Raw genomic sequence first — 15,331 nt, 5'->3', positions numbered from 1 at the left:
CTGCGAGGGCGGCCGGCGCCGCCCTGCGCCTGGGCGCCTTCGGGCCGCGGCCGCCCGCGCCCGGCGCACCCCGCGCCCGCCTCAGCGGCCAGGTGCACAGCACCGCCCGCGACCGGGCCGCGATCAGCCATCACTACGACCTGTCCAACGACTGGTACGCGGCCCTGCTCGACCCGTCGATGGCGTACTCCTGCGGGTACTGGACGGCGCCTGACGACCCCGGGTACGGACTCGCCGACGCCCAGCGCGACAAGCTGGAACTGATCTGCCGCAAGCTGGCGCTCACCCCCGGCGCGCGCCTGCTGGACGTCGGCTGCGGCTGGGGCGGCCTCGCCCTGTACGCCGCCCGCGAGCACGGGGTGCACGTCACCGCCGTCACGCGCTCCCGCGAGCAGCGCGACCATGTGGCGTCCCGTATCCGCGAGTCGGGCCTCGGCGACCTGGTCCAGGTGCGGCTGGGCCACTACCGCGACATCGGCCCGGCCGCCGGAGCGGGGTACGACGCGGTGTCCGCCGTGGAGATGGGCGAGCACGTCGGCGAGCGCGACTACCCGGGCTTCGCCGCACGGCTGCACGGCCAACTGCGCCCGGGCGGACGGCTGTTCGTCCAGCAGATGTCCCGCGCCTCGGCCGCACCGGGGGGCGGCGCCTTCATCGAGGCGTACATCGCGCCCGACATGCACATGCGCCCGGTCGGCAGGACCGTGGACATGCTGGAGTCCGCGGGTCTTGAGGTGCGGTCCGTGGAGTCCGTGCGGGAGCACTACGTGCGCACCATCAGGGCCTGGCTGCGGACGCTGGAGGAGGACTGGCCGCGGTTCACCGCCCTGGCCGGCGAACCGACGGCACGCGTATGGCGGTTGTACCTGGCAGGCTCGGCACTGGCCTTCGCCGAGCGGCGTATGGGCGTCGACCAGTTCCTCGCCGTGCGCCCCGCACCCGGCGGCAGGTCCGGCATGCCCGGCACGCCGTCGCGCTGGTACGGGGCACGCCCGTGAACGCGGCGGCGGGCAGCGCGGGAGACGGTTTCGCGTGGGCGGCCTTCGCGGCGGGACTGGGCTGGTCCGCGGCCGCCGGCCTCGCGGTGATGCTCGCCGCCTTCGCCGCCGGTGCGGCCAAGGGCGTCCACCGGGGGGCGGACGTCGCGTGGGGGGTGGCTTTCACCGCGGTCGCCGGCGTCACATGTGCGGTGTCGGCCGGGCACGGGGACCCGGCACGGCGGTATCTCATCACCGCGGCGACGGCCGTGTGGGGCCTGCGACTTGCCGCGCACATCGCCCGCCGCGGCTGGGGACGCGGCGAGGACGCGCGCTACGACCGGCTGCTCGCCAAGGCGCCAGGCAGCCGCACCGCCTACGCCCTGCGCACGGTCTACCTGGCCCAGGGCGCCCTGGTCTGGCTGATCTCGATGCCAGTCCAGGCCGGGCAGTACGTGCCCGCCCGGCCCGGAGCCGTCACCGCGGTGGGCGCCGCGCTCTGGGCGGCCGGCACCCTGTGCGAGGCCGTCGGCGACCACCAGCTCGCCCGCTTCACCGCCGATCCGGCCCACCACGGCCGCCTCATGGACCGGGGCCTGTGGTCCTGGACCCGGCACCCGAACTACTTCGGGGACTTCCTCGTGTGGTGGGGCCTGTATCTGGCGGCCTGCGGCAGCCGGCAGTCCGCGGCGGTCTCCGCACCCGCGCCGCTGCTGATGTCGTACCTGCTGGTCTTCGGCAGCGGCAAGCGCCTGCTCGACCAGCACATGGCCGAACGCCCCGGCTACGCCGAGTACACGGCCCGCACCAGCGGCTTCGTCCCCCTCCCGCCCCGCTGGTACGCCCGCCTGCGCAAGGCGGGCGCCCGCATCGGGGCGGGGTCCGCGAACACGGCCAGCCGCAGCAGGAGGTAGCGGCCGACCCCGACCAGCGCGGTGGCCGACAGGTACACCGTCTGCTGCAGGACGACCCCGGTGCCGGGACGGAGCGCGGCCAGCGCGGCGACCGCGCCGGAGGTGGCCAGCCAGCCGAGGACCATGGTGGCCGCGCTCTTGAGGTGGCCTGCCAGGCCGGGCCGGCCATGGCCGAACGAGACGCGGGCGTGCAGCTCCGTGGCGAGCACGGTGGAGACGACGGTGGTCAGCGCGTTGGCCGCCATCCACGGCATCCACTGCGACAGCACGACCAGCGCCGCCGAGGCCGCCAGGGTGACCCCGCTGCCCAGCCCGGCGAAGCGGCAGAAGGCCGCCGCGTGCCGACGGATCAGTCGCAGGCCGTCCATGGTGGTCCCCTCCGTGTCCGCTGCCCCGGGAGGGGCTGTCGTCGTCATGCCGCAGACCGTCGCCGACCGGCCCTTCACCGCGGTTTCAGCGCGTTCTCAGGGGTGCCGGCAGCGCTGAAACCGGTGCGGCGCGAGGGTGGACGGGCCGGGCGTCTTGTCGAACCCAGGACTGATCGACAAGCTGTGTACATGACACTTCCATGGCGCCTGCCCGGCGAGGCCGGCTGACGTACGTCAGCGCCATGCGCCCCGCGGCATCCCGCCGGCGGCGGCGTAGCGGACACGCAAGATCACGCCTGACCCGGAGGTCGGACATGCGCTTGACATTTGCACGAGCACGGCGCCGCGGGTGGTTGAGAGCGCTCCATCTGGTGCCCGTCGTCGCGGTGACGGTGGCCGCCACCGTCACCGCGACGCTGAACGCCCAGGCGGCGGTGCCCCCCACGCCATCGGGCTTCACGCTCACCTGGAGCGACGACTTCAACGGTGCGTCCGGCACCGGCATCGACCAGAGCCTGTGGAAGTACGACACCGGGCCGGGCAGCAACTTCGGCACCGGCGAGATCGAGACCATGACCAGCAGCACCTCGAACGTCTATTACGACGGTCAGGGCCACCTGGTGCTCCAGGCGCAGCACTCCGGTTCCGACCCGCGCGGCGGATGGACGTCCGGGCGGGTGGAGACCCAGGCCGCGACCTTCGGCGCCCCGGCGGGCGGTGTCGTCCGCATCGAGTCCGTCCTCCAGCAGCCCGACGTCAGCACCGCCAACGGGGCCGGCTACTGGCCGGCGTTCTGGATGCTCGGCGCGCCGCTGCGCTCCGGTGTGACCTGGCCGAAGTCCGGCGAGATCGACATCATGGAGGACATCAACGGCCGCAGCTCCGACTTCAGCACCATCCACTGCGGGGTGAGCCCGGGCGGGCCGTGCAACGAGTCGACCGGCATCGGCTCGGGCGAGCGCGCCTGCTCCGGCTGCCAGACCGGCTTCCACGACTACGCGGCGGAGATCGACCGCTCGGTGTCGCCTGAGCAGATCCGCTTCTACCTCGACGGGAACAACTTCTTCACCGTCAACGCCAACCAGGTGGACGCGACGACCTGGTCCGACGCGATCGACCACCCGTTCTTCATCATCTACGACCTGGCGATCGGCGGCGGCTTCCCCGACGCCTTCGGCGGCGGCCCGAACGCGGCCACGGTCTCCGGCGGCAGGCTGGTCGTCGACTCGGTGGCCGTGTACAACAAGGGACCCGGCTCCGGGGGAGGCGGCGGCGGTACGGTGAGCGGCCAGACGATCACCGGTCCCGGCGGCAAGTGCGTGGACGTGGCGGGCGACGACAACGGCGGCGACGGCACCGCGGTCCAGCTGTGGGACTGCCAGTCCGGGGCCAAGGACCAGCACTGGACCTGGAGCGGCCAGACCCTGCAGACCCTCGGCAAGTGCCTGGACATCGCCGGCGGCAACAGCGCCGCCGGAACGCAGCTGCAGCTCGCCACGTGCAACAGCGGCGGCTACCAGTCCTGGGTGCGGCAGGCCGACGGCTCGCTGCGGAACCCGGCCAGCGGCCGGTGCGTCGACTCGCCGTCGGGTGCCACCGCCAACGGCACGCGGCTGCAGATCTGGGACTGCAACGGCTCCGGCGCCCAGAAGTTCGCCATCGGCACCCCGATCTACGGCCCCGGCGGCAAGTGCGTGGACGTGGCGGGCGACGACAACGGCGGCGACGGCACCGCGGTCCAGCTGTGGGACTGCCAGCAGGCCACCTCACTCGACCAGAAGTGGACCTGGAGCGGCCAGACCCTGCGCACGCTGGGCAAGTGCCTGGACATCGCCGGCGGCGTCAACGCGGCGGGAACGCAGCTCCAGTTGGCCACCTGCAACGGCGGGGGCTACCAGAACTGGGTCGCCAACGCCGACGGTTCGCTGTCCAACCCGACCACGGGCCGGTGCGTCGACTCGCCGTCGGGCGCGACCGCGAACGGCACGCGGCTGCAGATCTGGGACTGCAACGGGTCGGGCGCCCAGAAGTTCGCGCCGGCCTGAGAGCGGGACCCGGGTGCCGGCGGGCACCACCTGGCGCGTGCCCGCCGGCATCACGGTCCGGTATCGACCGCAGAACAACGCGATGTTGCCCAGCTACCTGCCCGACCGGGGGGTAGACGCCCCCTGCGGCCGCAGAGGGCGGCCGGCTGAGGGGGGCGGCGACATGCAGAAGTGGACCGGCCGCGCGTATCCGCTCGGAGCGACGTACGACGGCTCAGGAACGAACTTCGCGCTGTTCTCCGAGGCCGCGGAGAAGGTCGAGCTGTGCCTGATCGACCAGGGCCGGCGCGAGCGGCGGATACCGCTGACCGAGGTCGACGGCTTCATCTGGCACGCCTACCTGCCCGGCGTCGGCCCCGGCCAGCGCTACGGCTTCCGGGTGCACGGCCCCTACGAGCCGTGGCGCGGGCACCGCTGCAACCCGGCCAAGCTGCTGCTCGACCCGTACGCGAAGGCCATCGACGGCCAGGCGGACGGCCACGAGTCGCTGTTCGGCTACCCCTTCGGCGATCCGCAGGGCCTCAACACCGCCGACAGCCTTCGCCACACGATGCTGTCCGTGGTGACGGACCCGGCCTTCGACTGGGGCGACGACCGGCCGCCGGGCCACTCGTACCACGAGTCGGTGATCTACGAGGCGCACGTCCGCGGCCTGACCCAGCTGCACCCGCAGCTGCCCCGGGAGCTGCGGGGCAGCTACGCGGGACTGGCGCACCCGGCCGTGATCGACCACCTGACCGGGCTCGGCGTGACCACGCTGGAGCTGATGCCGGTGCACCAGTTCGTCCAGGACGGCCACCTGCTCGACCGCGGGCTGCGCAACTACTGGGGCTACAACACCATCGGCTTCTTCGCCCCGCACAACGCCTACGCCTCGGCCCGCGGCAGGGGCAGCCAGGTCACCGAGTTCAAGTCGATGGTCAAGGCCCTGCACGCGGCCGGCATCGAGGTGATCCTGGACGTGGTCTACAACCACACCGCGGAGGGCAACCACTTCGGCCCGACCCTGTCGATGCGCGGCATCGACAACGCCTCGTACTACCGGCTCGTGGACGACGACCCGGCGCACTACTTCGACACCACCGGCACCGGCAACTCGCTGCTGATGCGCAGCCCGCACGTGCTGCAGCTGATCATGGACAGCCTGCGGTACTGGGTCACCGAGATGCACGTCGACGGCTTCCGCTTCGACCTGGCGGCCACCCTGGCACGGCAGTTCCACGAGGTGGACCGGCTCTCCGCGTTCTTCGACCTGGTCCAGCAGGACCCGGTGGTCAGCCGGGTCAAGCTGATCGCCGAGCCGTGGGACGTCGGCGAGGGCGGCTACCAGGTCGGCAACTTCCCCCCGCTGTGGAGCGAGTGGAACGGCCGCTACCGGGACACCGTGCGCGACTTCTGGCGCGGCGAGAACTCCACGCTGCCCGATCTCGCCTCCCGGCTGACCGGCTCCTCCGACCTCTACCAGGACGACAGCCGCCGGCCCCGGGCCGGCGTCAACTTCGTGACCTGCCACGACGGTTTCACGCTGCGCGACCTCGTGTCGTACAACGACAAGCACAACGAGGCCAACGGCGAGGACAACCGCGACGGCGAGAGCCACAACCGCTCCTGGAACTGCGGCGCCGAGGGCGACACCGACGACCAGGACGTCCTGGACCTGCGTGCCCGCCAGCAGCGCAACCTGCTCACCACCCTGCTCATCTCGCAGGGCGTCCCCATGATCAGCCACGGCGACGAGTTCGGCCGTACGCAGCACGGCAACAACAACGCCTACTGCCAGGACGGCGAACTGTCCTGGACCCACTGGGACCTCGACGCCGGGCAACGCGAACTCCTCGACTTCACCCGGCGGTTGATCACGCTGCGGCGCGACCATCCGGTCTTCCGGCGCCGCCGGTTCCTGCGCGGCGACACCCCGGGACCCGGCCTCGGGGACGCGGTGTGGCTCACCCCGGGCGGCCGCACCATGGCGGAGGGCGACTGGCACCGCGACGACGCCCACGCGGTCGCCCTCTTCCTCAACGGCGACGCCATCTCCGAACCCGGCCCGCGCGGCGGCCTGATCGTGGACGACTCCTTCCTGATCCTGCTCAACAGCCACCACGAGCCCGTCGAGTTCGTCCTGCCGGGCCGGGCCTACGCGGAGGCGTGGCAGGTCGCCGTGGACACCGCCACCGGCGCGGAGACCACCGACGAGACCGAGGCCAAGGCGGGCGGCACCCTGTCCGTCCCGCCCCGCGCGACCCTGATCCTCACCAGCCCGCGCCGCCGGTCCGGCCGTATCCGCCGCGCCCTGAACGCCGCCCGCCGCCCGCTCAGGCCCCGCTAGAGCGGTGGCCACCTCCCCGGCGGGCCGCGACCGCCGGGCGAGGGCACGGCGCAGGACCTCCGAGGCCGGCTCGCCCCCCGCGGTGGCGCGCCCTAGTCCTTACGCCGGTACTTCGGGCCACCCATCATGAACACCAGGGTCGCCACGGAGAAAGCGATCACCACCAGCGAGAAGCCGATCGTCTCCAGTGCTCTCATCGTGAGGTCCTCTCCTGGGCGCGGCTTTTGCCACAGGCCTCACCGCGCAGCCGTACAGGCCCTTCGACCCACCGTCTCACGGCTCACCCCGGTCGGCAGATCGCACGCCACCAGCCGAAACGCGCGTCTCACGGACCGGACGGGGGCACCAGGCCGCGGCCGCCGGCTCCCGCGATTCAGGAGATCACCGTGCTCGCCGCCCACGGCAGGTCCAACGCCGAGATCGCCGCGGAACTCGTCCTCAGCGTCCTGACAGGTGGCGGGCCACCCCGAGCCCGATACCGCACGAAAGCCCGTGGCGGGTGTGGCAGCGGATCCGGCACTATCCCCGTGTGATCGTGATGCAACCCGTTCGGGTGATCGAGCTGCCGGTAGAGCAGGTACGCACGCTCGTCGCCGGGGCGCAGCAGGACCTGCTGGACTTCCTCAGCCTTGCCGGAACCTGGGCAGGACAACACCTGCCGGCACACGCCGCCGCCGTCACCGCAGCCCTGGCACGGGCACTGGACCTGGAACCCGCACGATGGCCGGCTTCCTGACCCACCGAGCGTACGTGGACGACGCCCACCTCCCCCTCCGTCGCCGGCACAGCGCGCTGCGGACCTGCATCACCCTCTTGGTGGCGAGACGGGTCCTGGCGCCAGGCGTCGTCCGGGCCGTCCCACCTGCTCCGTAGCCACCATGGTCGCGCCGTACGGCTTCCGGGCGACGTACCACCACCTCACGCACGGGATCTGGCAGCGAGCGCACATGAGCGACGACGGCATGCCGAACCCACACTGGCCTGCGGGCTAGCCAGTTGGATGCGGCACTGCGAGCGCTCGGAGAATGAGATCCCGTCAGCTAGGCCGGAACCCGCACGCTTCTACCCATGCGGAGGGCGCGGACGTCGGGCGGTTGGGGCCGCTGGCGAGCCGGCGGCCACGGGCCACCTGCCGGGCTCGGCCGGCCCGGCGTGGGCTCGGGGTCGATGCATGCAGCATGAGCGCCTTCGGGCGCTTCGTCTGCCACGACGGCTCTTGACCTGGAGCGCGCTCCAGATCCCAGCATGGAGGGCATGAACACCACTGATCCCCAGATCGTCCTCGGGACGATGGACTTCGGCACCCGCGTCGACCCTGACCGAGCCTTCGCGATCCTCGACTCCTTCGTCGCCGGCGGCGGCATCTGGCTCGACACCGCGAACTGCTACTCCTTCTGGAGCGACCCCAGTGGCGTCGGCGGCGCGAGCGAGCGCGTCATCGGCGCGTGGCTGCGGGCACGCCCGGGCGCGCGTGACGCGGTGCGGATCGCAACCAAGGTCCGACAGAATCCGCTGGTCCCGCACTCCTGGCCGGAAAGCGCCGAAGGGCTGTCCGCCCGCGCCATCCGGGCTGGTGTGGAGGAGAGCCTGGAGCGGCTCGGCGTCGATCACGTGGACCTGCTCTGGGCACACGCCGAGGACCGCACCGTTCCGCTGGAGGAGACGGTCGGTGCCTTCGGCGAGCTGGTCACCAAGGGGGTGGCCCTGCGGGTCGGGGCGGCGAACCATGCCGCCTGGCGCGTCGAGCGTGCCCGGTCGCTCGCGCGGGAGCAGGGTGCGGAGCCGTGGACCGCCCTGCAGTTGCGCCACTCGCTCGTCCAGCCGCGCCCGAGTACTTCCCTCTCGGAGGCCGGCCACCGGATGCTCGCCGCCGAGGACTTGGACCTCGCTCGGTCGGAAGGACTCTCCGTGTGGTCGTACAGCTCGCTCATGTGGGGTTCGTACGTGCGTGCGGACAAACCCCTGCCGGAAACCTATGACCACCCCGGGACCGCCGGGGTGCTCGCGGTCCTGGAGGAGGTCGCCGACGAGCTGTCGGCCACTCGCAACGAGGTCGTCCTCGCATGGCTGATGCGGCAGGGCATCGACCCGATCGTCGGCGCGAGCCGCGTGGAACAGATCGAGCAGGCACTCGCTGCACGCCAGGTGCGGCTCGGCGACGAGCACCTGGCGCGCTTCGCCGAAGCGCGGTAGCGGCGGTTCCTGGCGCCGGCCGAGTGCCGGTCTGGAGGGGAAAACCGGTGGCGCGCGCCGGCGGGAGGGGCTGACGTGCGCTCACCGCCGGCCTCCTCGCCGGCCGCTCCCATGAGGGCCTTCTTCGCGTCGGCCGGCGGCTCGGGTACGTCTTCGTAGGCGTACGTGTTGTCCTTGCCGCCGAAGCTGTAGATCTTCGCGGGCTCCCGCATCTGCTCGGTGAGCCGCTCGGCCTCTCCCTGGAGGGCCTCGGCGAGGTCCATGCTGCGTACGGCGAGCTGGGCCTTGCGTTCGCGGGTGGCGACCTCGGTCATCTCCGCATTGGCGAACGTCACGCCCATTGCGGCAGCCTGGATGCTGACCGTGCGGGTGCCCCGGCCGATGGTGCGGGCGATCTCGTTGCAGCCGAGGCCCTGCGCGTGCAGCTCGCGGATCCGCTCCCGCTCTTCGTCGGTGACGGGCGTGAAGGCTCCCACGGGTCACCTCCTCGCGAGCGGGTGCGCGCCTGGCGCGCGGTGTCAGCTGACGGTCTGGCAGCTGTCCCAGTGCCACTTCCCGCCTTCGCGGGTCCAGGGCTGCCCTTTGCGGTCCATCGCGGGGATGTGCCCGGCACCGTAGGTGACGCGGGCGAGGTTCCCGGACAGTTCGTCGATGTGGATGTCGGTGGCGACTTGGGACCCGTAGTCGTGGTGGCCCTTCTTCGCGAGGACGGCCCACTCGTACTTCGTCATGTTGAGCTTGCATCGGGCGGACACGAGGTCGTAGCCGTCGAGGTCGCCGTTGAAGAGCTTGGTGGTGTAGTCCTGCACAGCCTGGGTGAGCGCCGTCTTATCGGCGGCCGCGGGGTCCTGCTTGCCCGCGGCGGGCGCGGGGCCGGCCGCGGTGTTCCCGGCGGGGGCGGGCTGGTCGGCCTTGTCGTCACTGCTGGAGGAGCAGGCGGTCAGGGTGAGGAGTACGGCGGCGAGCGTGGTCGCGGCGGCGATACGGGTACGCATGCGGGTCAGCGTGCCGTATCGGACTGACAGTCAGGGGCGGTGTGACGGTGCTGTGACCGATTCCGTCAACTCTTCCGCGCGATGGCCGCGTTCGCCCAGAACATGACCTCTTCGAGCTTCGTGATCGCCAGTGCCTTCTCGCGGCCCTCGGGCAGCAGATCGTCCAGCGACCCGGCGAGCGTGGCGCAGCGCTCACGGACGATGGTGTGCGCCTCCTGCCGCTCGGACGGATGCGCCTTCCAGTCGCGGCCTGACGCAAGCGGCGCCCCTCCCCAGGTCTCGTGGGGAGGGGCGCCTGCGCGTGAGGGTAGCCACCTGCGCCACGCCTACGACGGGCGGGGGCGCTCATCCGTCGTGTAACGCCCTGCTGGTTCCCGTGGTCGCGTCACCGCTGCCGGAGTGGCCGCCAGGTCGCCCTTTGTCCATCCTCTGGGTAGTAGACCTCCGGTGTGCCGTCGTCCGGGTACTCGTCGAACATCATCTTGTCGAGTTCGTATCGCACGGATTCCAGAGTCTTCAGAGCCTCTTTGAGCAGTTCCTCTGGTACTGCTTCCGGTCCCGCCTGCGGGTAGGCGTTGGCGAGCTGGATGGTCCGCTTCTGCAGTTCGTCCCTGACGCAGGCCAGGGACAGCCCCAGGTCTTGGTGCTCCTCCAGCGTCAGCCTCGGCTTCATGGGCCTCTCCTTTGGGTGGCGTCACGGGCGGGCGCCGGGCTAATGATGCAGCACCCGTCCGGCCCTGCCCGACCTGCGGCCCTCGCCGCCTACTCCTAGCGTGTCCTCCGGGGGCCGTCTTGCGAGAGGACGCCGTCGTGCCCCCGATCTGGAGTGGAACCTTGACTTTCGGCCTGGTCGCGATCCCGGTCCAGGTCCAGCCGGCCACCCACTCGCACAAGGTGGGTTTCCGGCAGATCCACCTGGACGACGGTGGCAGGGTGCGGAACCGCAGGATCTGTGAGCTGGAGGATGACCCGCACCCGCTGGGCATGGATGAGATCGGCCGGGCGTGGGAGGCGCCGGACGGGACGCTGGTGCCGCTGTCGGACCAGGAGCTCGACGACCTGCCGCTGCCGACAGCGAAAACCGTGGAGATCTCGGGCTTCGTCGAGCTGAGCGAGATTCCGGGGGAGCAGTTCGGCACCCCCTATTTCCTCAGCCCGCAGTCTCCGGCGGCGAACAAGCCCTACGTGCTGATGCGTGAGGCTCTGGCCCGGGCCGGGAAGGGCGCGGTCGGGAAGATGGCCATGCGGGGTACGGGGGAGACCTTGGCGGTCATCCACGCCCAGGGTGAGGTGCTGGTCCTGCAGCGCCTTCACTGGCCGGACGAGCTGCGGTCCGCGGACGACGCCCGGCCCCGCGGTGACGTCGACCTCACCGAAGACGAGATCCAGGCGGCCCTCGACTACATCGGCGTCCTCGGCGACCTCGACATGGAGACCATGCACGACGAGTACGCGGCCGCCGTCCAGGATCTCCTGGAGGCCAAGGCCGCCCACAAGGCGCCGCCCATGCCCGCCGCACCCGAGCGGGAAGCCGGCGGGGTCACCGACCTCATGACCGCCCTCCAGCGGGCCACAGAGCAGGCCCGTGCCAACCGCGGCGAGGATGCCGACGTCCACCACATGGGGGAGCGGACGCCCGCCAAGAAGACGGCTGCGAAGAAGGCCCCCGCCAAGAAGACCGCGAAGGCCCCGGCCAACCGCGGAGGGAAGCGGGCCGGCTGATCGGGCGCGCCGGTTACGACGCGACGGCCGGGACGGTCCGTACTGTGGCTGGCTCGGTGGGTGTTGTGACCCTGCCGAGCCATTTCGTCTGCCCGGGTAGCGGCACGGGCAGTGTCGCCCACTTCAGGCCGAGGACGTCGACGAGCTGTTGCAGGGCGGTGTGCACTTCACCCTCTGACTCGGCGATCACCGCGTATGTCACAGCCATAACCCCATGGTGCCGGTGTGGGCGGTGTGCGCGCAGGGAACGCCGGGACACGCCGACGGATGACGTTTCGTCACAGCACGGTCACGGCGCCCACACGGTGCGTACACCTCTGCCACGCTCACCCCCGACCAGACCACCACCAAGGGGGACGATCGTGCGCACCCGCACCACCATGACTATCGCCGCAATCACGCTTCTCGGCGCAGCGCTCGCCGGATGCGGAGACCGCGGCAACGGCAACGCGAAGGCGCAGTCCAGCACCTTGACCACAGCCGTTAGCGCCTGGAACGCCATCCACGCCGAAGTGCCGACCTCGTCGTTCAATCGGACCGTGACGGCCGCGAACGACAGCAACCACCTCCTCGGTAGGCCCCACCAGTACACGTCCGCGATCAAGTTCAAGGACCGCCGTGTCAAGGGCGACGACATCGTCGCGACCGACCAGTACGACGTGTCATGGGGCGGCGGCATAGAGGTCTTCGACAGCAACGACGACGCGAAGGCCCGGGCGAAGTACATCCAGGCCGTCACCAAGAGCATGCCGATGTTCGCCGAGTACGACTACGTACACGGCCCCGTCGTCATCCGGGTGAGCCACTACCTGACGCCGACGCAGGCAGCCGAGTACGACAAGGCCGCGGCGACCCTCGGCTGAAGCTCGCTTAGCCCCGGCGACGACAACGCCGACGTGGACGGATCACCGTGCCCGAAGAGCGCGCTTGCCGTGACGGTCGGGGTCACGGGCCTGGAGTTCGTCATGCAGACCGACGAAGCGAATGCCGGAGCCGCATGAGGCTGGCTAGATGACGTGGTAGGTCCATCGTTGCGGCCTGCCAAAGGATCCTCGCCACGTCACGGACTACCCCCGCCTGCGCGGGGAGAACGGAGTGGCACTGCCGCCGGAACGGGCGTGGCTGCAGACAAGGCCGCGCTGCGCAGTGGTCCGGTGAGGTACTCGTACGGGTAGTCGGATCGGGCCTCGCCGACGGCGTCTTGTGGGGATGCGGGGCTACTGGTGCGGGCCGTGACGAAGCGGCCCTCTCGCTGGAACGTGACGACAGTCCTATCAGCGTGCACGAGGCTGCCCCGTTCTCAGTCGTTCGGGTCCTTGTCCCACCCCGCGACGGCGGGGTGGGACAACGCGTGGGTTGAGGATCTGCGCATTGCGCGGTTTGGCCCGGCCGCAGTTCGGTGGTAGATGCCGTAGCGCGCGACGGGCGCGGGTGTCTCCGGTGCTGATGGGGGAGTCGGTGGAGGCCCAGGTGCGCAGGGGGCTGTCAGTGGCGGGGGTGACGCGGTCGTGCTGGTGATCCCGGCAACGGTGATGCGGCGGGCGTCGGGCCGGAGCTGGGCGGGGGCGAGGCGGAGCGTGCCTGCGCGGCGGCAACTCGAGCGCTGGCGGCTGATGCGGCTGAGCGATTTCGACCACGGCTGCTGCTCGCCTCAGTTGGTCCCTCGTGAATCGAGTGGGGAGGGCGGGAAGCGAAGAGCGGGGAGTCGGTGTGCAGACCATGCTCGTCGGCTGGAAGACTGGATGCCTGTGACGAATTCTGATCTTGCTCGCCGCATCCACGCCGTCTCCCACCTGACCGGGCAGTTCACGCTCCGGTCCGGACGCACTGCCACCGAGTACTTCGACAAGTACCGGTTCGAGGGCGACCCCGCTCTGCTCGACGAGATCGCCCAGCGGATGGCCCCGCTCGTGCCGTCCGGAACCGAGGTCCTGGCCGGCCTGGAGATGGGCGGCATCCCGGTGGTGACCGCGCTCGGCCGACACACCGGTCTGCCGTGCGCCTTCGTGCGCAAGCAGGCCAAGCCGTATGGCACTTGCCGGCTGGCTGAAGGAACCGAAGTGGCCGGCCGCCGTGTGCTGGTGGTCGAGGACGTGGTGACCAGCGGCGGACAGATAGTGCTGTCGACCGCCGACCTGCGCGTCCTGGGGGCCGTCGTGAGCGAGGCCCTGTGCGTGATCGACCGTGAGCAAGGCGGTGCTGATGCCCTCGCGGCGGAGGGCATCAGCCTGCTGTCGCTGCTGACCGCGGAGGATCTGCGAACCGCCACCGCGCGTTGACCGAGTGCTGTCGGCGTACTCACGTATGTGCAGCGGTGGGTACGGATGAACGTGCAGGGCAAGAAGCCACCGATGTGCGGGCATCGCTGTGCGAGATGATGGGGCGGTGGATCTTCGTTACTTCAATCAGACCGGCTGGACCGCCATCTTCAACGGCACCGAGACCGAGACCGGCCGCATGGTGCGGGTGGAGGCGTGGGATCCGGCAACCGGGACGGCTCTTGTCGTCGATCCCAAGCGAGGCGCCATGCGTCCGGTCACAGACTATGAGGACTTCTCCCACCTGGAGAAGGCTGACCAGGTCGTAGCCGCGGTGCCCGGAGGGGGGTGGCGAGCGTACTGGAAGGACGAGGGCCCCGGGAAGACTCCGCTGACGGAACAGGTTCTCGCGTGGCTGATCACCGCGCACGGCCGGGCGACGGCCATCACCATGGACGCTCATGGGCATGTCGAGGATGCAGATAGCGCGGACGCTTTCATTCCGCCGGGCGAGGAACTGGGGCATGCCTGAGAGCCTTGGGATCAGGCGACTTCTGTCTCGCGCTCGATGGCTTTCAGGCGGTTCTTCAGCCGGTAGCTGGGGCCGTTGATAGCGACGACTTCGCAGTGGTGCAGGAGGCGGTCGAGGATGGCGGTGGCGAGGACTTCGTCACCGAAGACCTGTCCCCATTCAGCGATACCGACGTTGGTGCTGAGGATCGTGCTCGACTTCAGATACCTCTGGTTGATCACCTGGAATAGCGCGGAGGCGCCGTCCTCGGGCAGCGGGAGGTAGCCAAGTTCATCGATGATCAAAAGCCTGGGACCTGCGAAGAAGCGCATGCAGGCCTTCCACCGGCCTTCGAGTGCGGCCTTGTGGCACTTGGCCGCGAGCTCGGCCGCGGTGGTGAAGTAGACCTGGTGGCCGGCGTCGACGGCTGCCCGGCCGAGCGCGACGGACAGCATCGTCTTGCCGACCCCGGGCGGGCCGACGAACAACACGTTGGACGCGTCGTCGAGGAAGCGGAGGGTGGCCAGGTCCCGGATCAGCTTCTCGTCGACGCCGGGCTGGGCGGAGAAGTCGAAGTCGGACAAGGTCCAGGGCTCGGGCAGGCAGGCGAACCGCTCCCGCGCGGCGAGGCGCCTGGCCTCGGTGGCTTCGACCTCGATCTCCAGCAACCTCTCCAGCGCGGCCGTCATCGACAGGTTCTCGCCCCGGGCCTGGTCCAGCACCCGGGGCAGGGCCTCGAACGCGTCGTTCAGCTTCAGGTAGGACAGGTGTGCCCGCAGCTGCGAATAGCGGCGCGCTTCGCTCATGTGGGCTGGTGACGTGCTCACTCGCCGGTCTCCTCCTCGGGTGTGGGTGCGGTCGGCCACGGCGGCATAGGTGTCGAGGTTGATCACGACCCGCTCGGCCGAGCCGGCGCCGGCCGCTCGGCCGCGCAGCCGCGCGGCCTCGGCCAGCGCGGCGGGTGAGAGCGGGCGGCGAGCCTTGGTCTTGCACGGGGGCCCGGTCGCTGACCTGCGCAA

14 protein-coding genes and 2 pseudogenes are annotated in these 15,331 nt (G+C 70.8%); 10 read left to right on the top strand and 6 right to left on the bottom strand.

Features of this window, described 5'->3' with window-relative positions:
- The 6 genes from NFU81_RS28155 to NFU81_RS28130 form a co-directional block, all read left to right on the top strand.
- Positions 1-998: SAM-dependent methyltransferase (locus NFU81_RS28155; protein ID WP_251495642.1), on the top strand; the 998-nt coding region annotated here is incomplete at its 5' end.
- Positions 995-1,891 (top strand): DUF1295 domain-containing protein, encoded by an 897-nt coding sequence (locus tag NFU81_RS28150; protein WP_251495640.1) that lies wholly within the window; start codon positions 995-997, stop codon positions 1,889-1,891. The genes NFU81_RS28155 and NFU81_RS28150, both read left to right, overlap by 4 nt.
- Before the next feature lie 721 nt (positions 1,892-2,612).
- Positions 2,613-4,304, top strand: a complete 1,692-nt coding sequence (locus NFU81_RS28145) for a ricin-type beta-trefoil lectin domain protein (RefSeq protein ID WP_251495638.1) — start codon at positions 2,613-2,615, stop codon at positions 4,302-4,304.
- Between the two features lie 163 nt (positions 4,305-4,467).
- Complete coding sequence (gene glgX / locus NFU81_RS28140; RefSeq protein ID WP_251495637.1) at positions 4,468-6,633, top strand: glycogen debranching protein GlgX; 2,166 nt, start codon at positions 4,468-4,470, stop codon at positions 6,631-6,633.
- A gap of 529 nt (positions 6,634-7,162) precedes the next feature.
- Complete coding sequence (locus tag NFU81_RS28135) at positions 7,163-7,369, top strand: hypothetical protein (RefSeq protein ID WP_251495635.1); 207 nt, start codon at positions 7,163-7,165, stop codon at positions 7,367-7,369.
- Between the two features lie 518 nt (positions 7,370-7,887).
- Complete coding sequence (locus NFU81_RS28130) at positions 7,888-8,826, top strand: aldo/keto reductase (protein ID WP_251495633.1); 939 nt, start codon at positions 7,888-7,890, stop codon at positions 8,824-8,826.
- 368 nt (positions 8,827-9,194) lie between these two features.
- Here the strand turns inward: NFU81_RS28130 and NFU81_RS41380 are convergent.
- The 4 genes and pseudogenes from NFU81_RS41380 to NFU81_RS28120 form a co-directional block, all read right to left on the bottom strand.
- A pseudogene (locus tag NFU81_RS41380) lies at positions 9,195-9,302 on the bottom strand (helix-turn-helix domain-containing protein); the annotation flags it as partial.
- A 42-nt stretch (positions 9,303-9,344) separates the two neighbouring features.
- A complete protein-coding gene (locus tag NFU81_RS28125; protein WP_251495631.1) occupies positions 9,345-9,821 on the bottom strand; it encodes a hypothetical protein in 477 nt (158 codons plus the stop codon).
- A gap of 65 nt (positions 9,822-9,886) precedes the next feature.
- Positions 9,887-10,051, bottom strand: a pseudogene (locus NFU81_RS41375) (Acb2/Tad1 domain-containing protein); the annotation flags it as partial.
- Positions 10,052-10,206: 155 nt separating this feature from the next.
- Complete coding sequence (locus tag NFU81_RS28120) at positions 10,207-10,494, bottom strand: hypothetical protein (protein WP_251495629.1); 288 nt, start codon at positions 10,492-10,494, stop codon at positions 10,207-10,209.
- A 137-nt stretch (positions 10,495-10,631) separates the two neighbouring features.
- Between NFU81_RS28120 and ku the strand changes: the two genes are divergently transcribed.
- A complete protein-coding gene (gene ku / locus NFU81_RS28115; protein ID WP_479688510.1) occupies positions 10,632-11,543 on the top strand; it encodes a non-homologous end joining protein Ku in 912 nt (303 codons plus the stop codon).
- A gap of 13 nt (positions 11,544-11,556) precedes the next feature.
- Here the strand turns inward: ku and NFU81_RS28110 are convergent, their stop codons facing one another.
- Complete coding sequence (locus tag NFU81_RS28110; protein ID WP_251495625.1) at positions 11,557-11,751, bottom strand: hypothetical protein; 195 nt, start codon at positions 11,749-11,751, stop codon at positions 11,557-11,559.
- Between the two features lie 172 nt (positions 11,752-11,923).
- Between NFU81_RS28110 and NFU81_RS28105 the strand changes: the two genes are divergently transcribed.
- The 3 genes from NFU81_RS28105 to NFU81_RS28095 all read left to right on the top strand — a co-directional run bounded on the left by NFU81_RS28105 (position 11,924) and on the right by NFU81_RS28095 (position 14,333).
- The gene (locus NFU81_RS28105; protein WP_251495623.1) at positions 11,924-12,406 is read left to right on the top strand and encodes a hypothetical protein; all 483 of its coding nucleotides are present in this window, start codon (positions 11,924-11,926) and stop codon (positions 12,404-12,406) included.
- A 645-nt stretch (positions 12,407-13,051) separates the two neighbouring features.
- Positions 13,052-13,822 carry an orotate phosphoribosyltransferase gene (gene pyrE / locus NFU81_RS28100; RefSeq protein WP_251495621.1) on the top strand — a complete coding sequence of 257 codons (771 nt, stop codon included), beginning with the start codon at positions 13,052-13,054 and terminating at the stop codon, positions 13,820-13,822.
- Between the two features lie 106 nt (positions 13,823-13,928).
- Positions 13,929-14,333, top strand: coding sequence for a hypothetical protein (locus tag NFU81_RS28095; protein ID WP_251495619.1), 405 nt, complete (start codon positions 13,929-13,931; stop codon positions 14,331-14,333).
- Positions 14,334-14,344: 11 nt separating this feature from the next.
- Here the strand turns inward: NFU81_RS28095 and istB are convergent, their stop codons facing one another.
- Positions 14,345-15,331: an IS21-like element helper ATPase IstB gene (gene istB, locus NFU81_RS28090; RefSeq protein WP_251495617.1), complete on the bottom strand. Its 987-nt coding sequence runs from the start codon at positions 15,329-15,331 to the stop codon at positions 14,345-14,347.

It is taken from the genome of Actinacidiphila cocklensis (genome assembly GCF_907177275.1).
Classification (GTDB): Bacteria; Actinomycetota; Actinomycetes; order Streptomycetales; family Streptomycetaceae; genus Actinacidiphila; species Actinacidiphila cocklensis.
The sequence above is the reverse complement of the archived record's forward strand: the minus strand, read 5'-3'. Positions and strand labels throughout refer to the sequence as shown.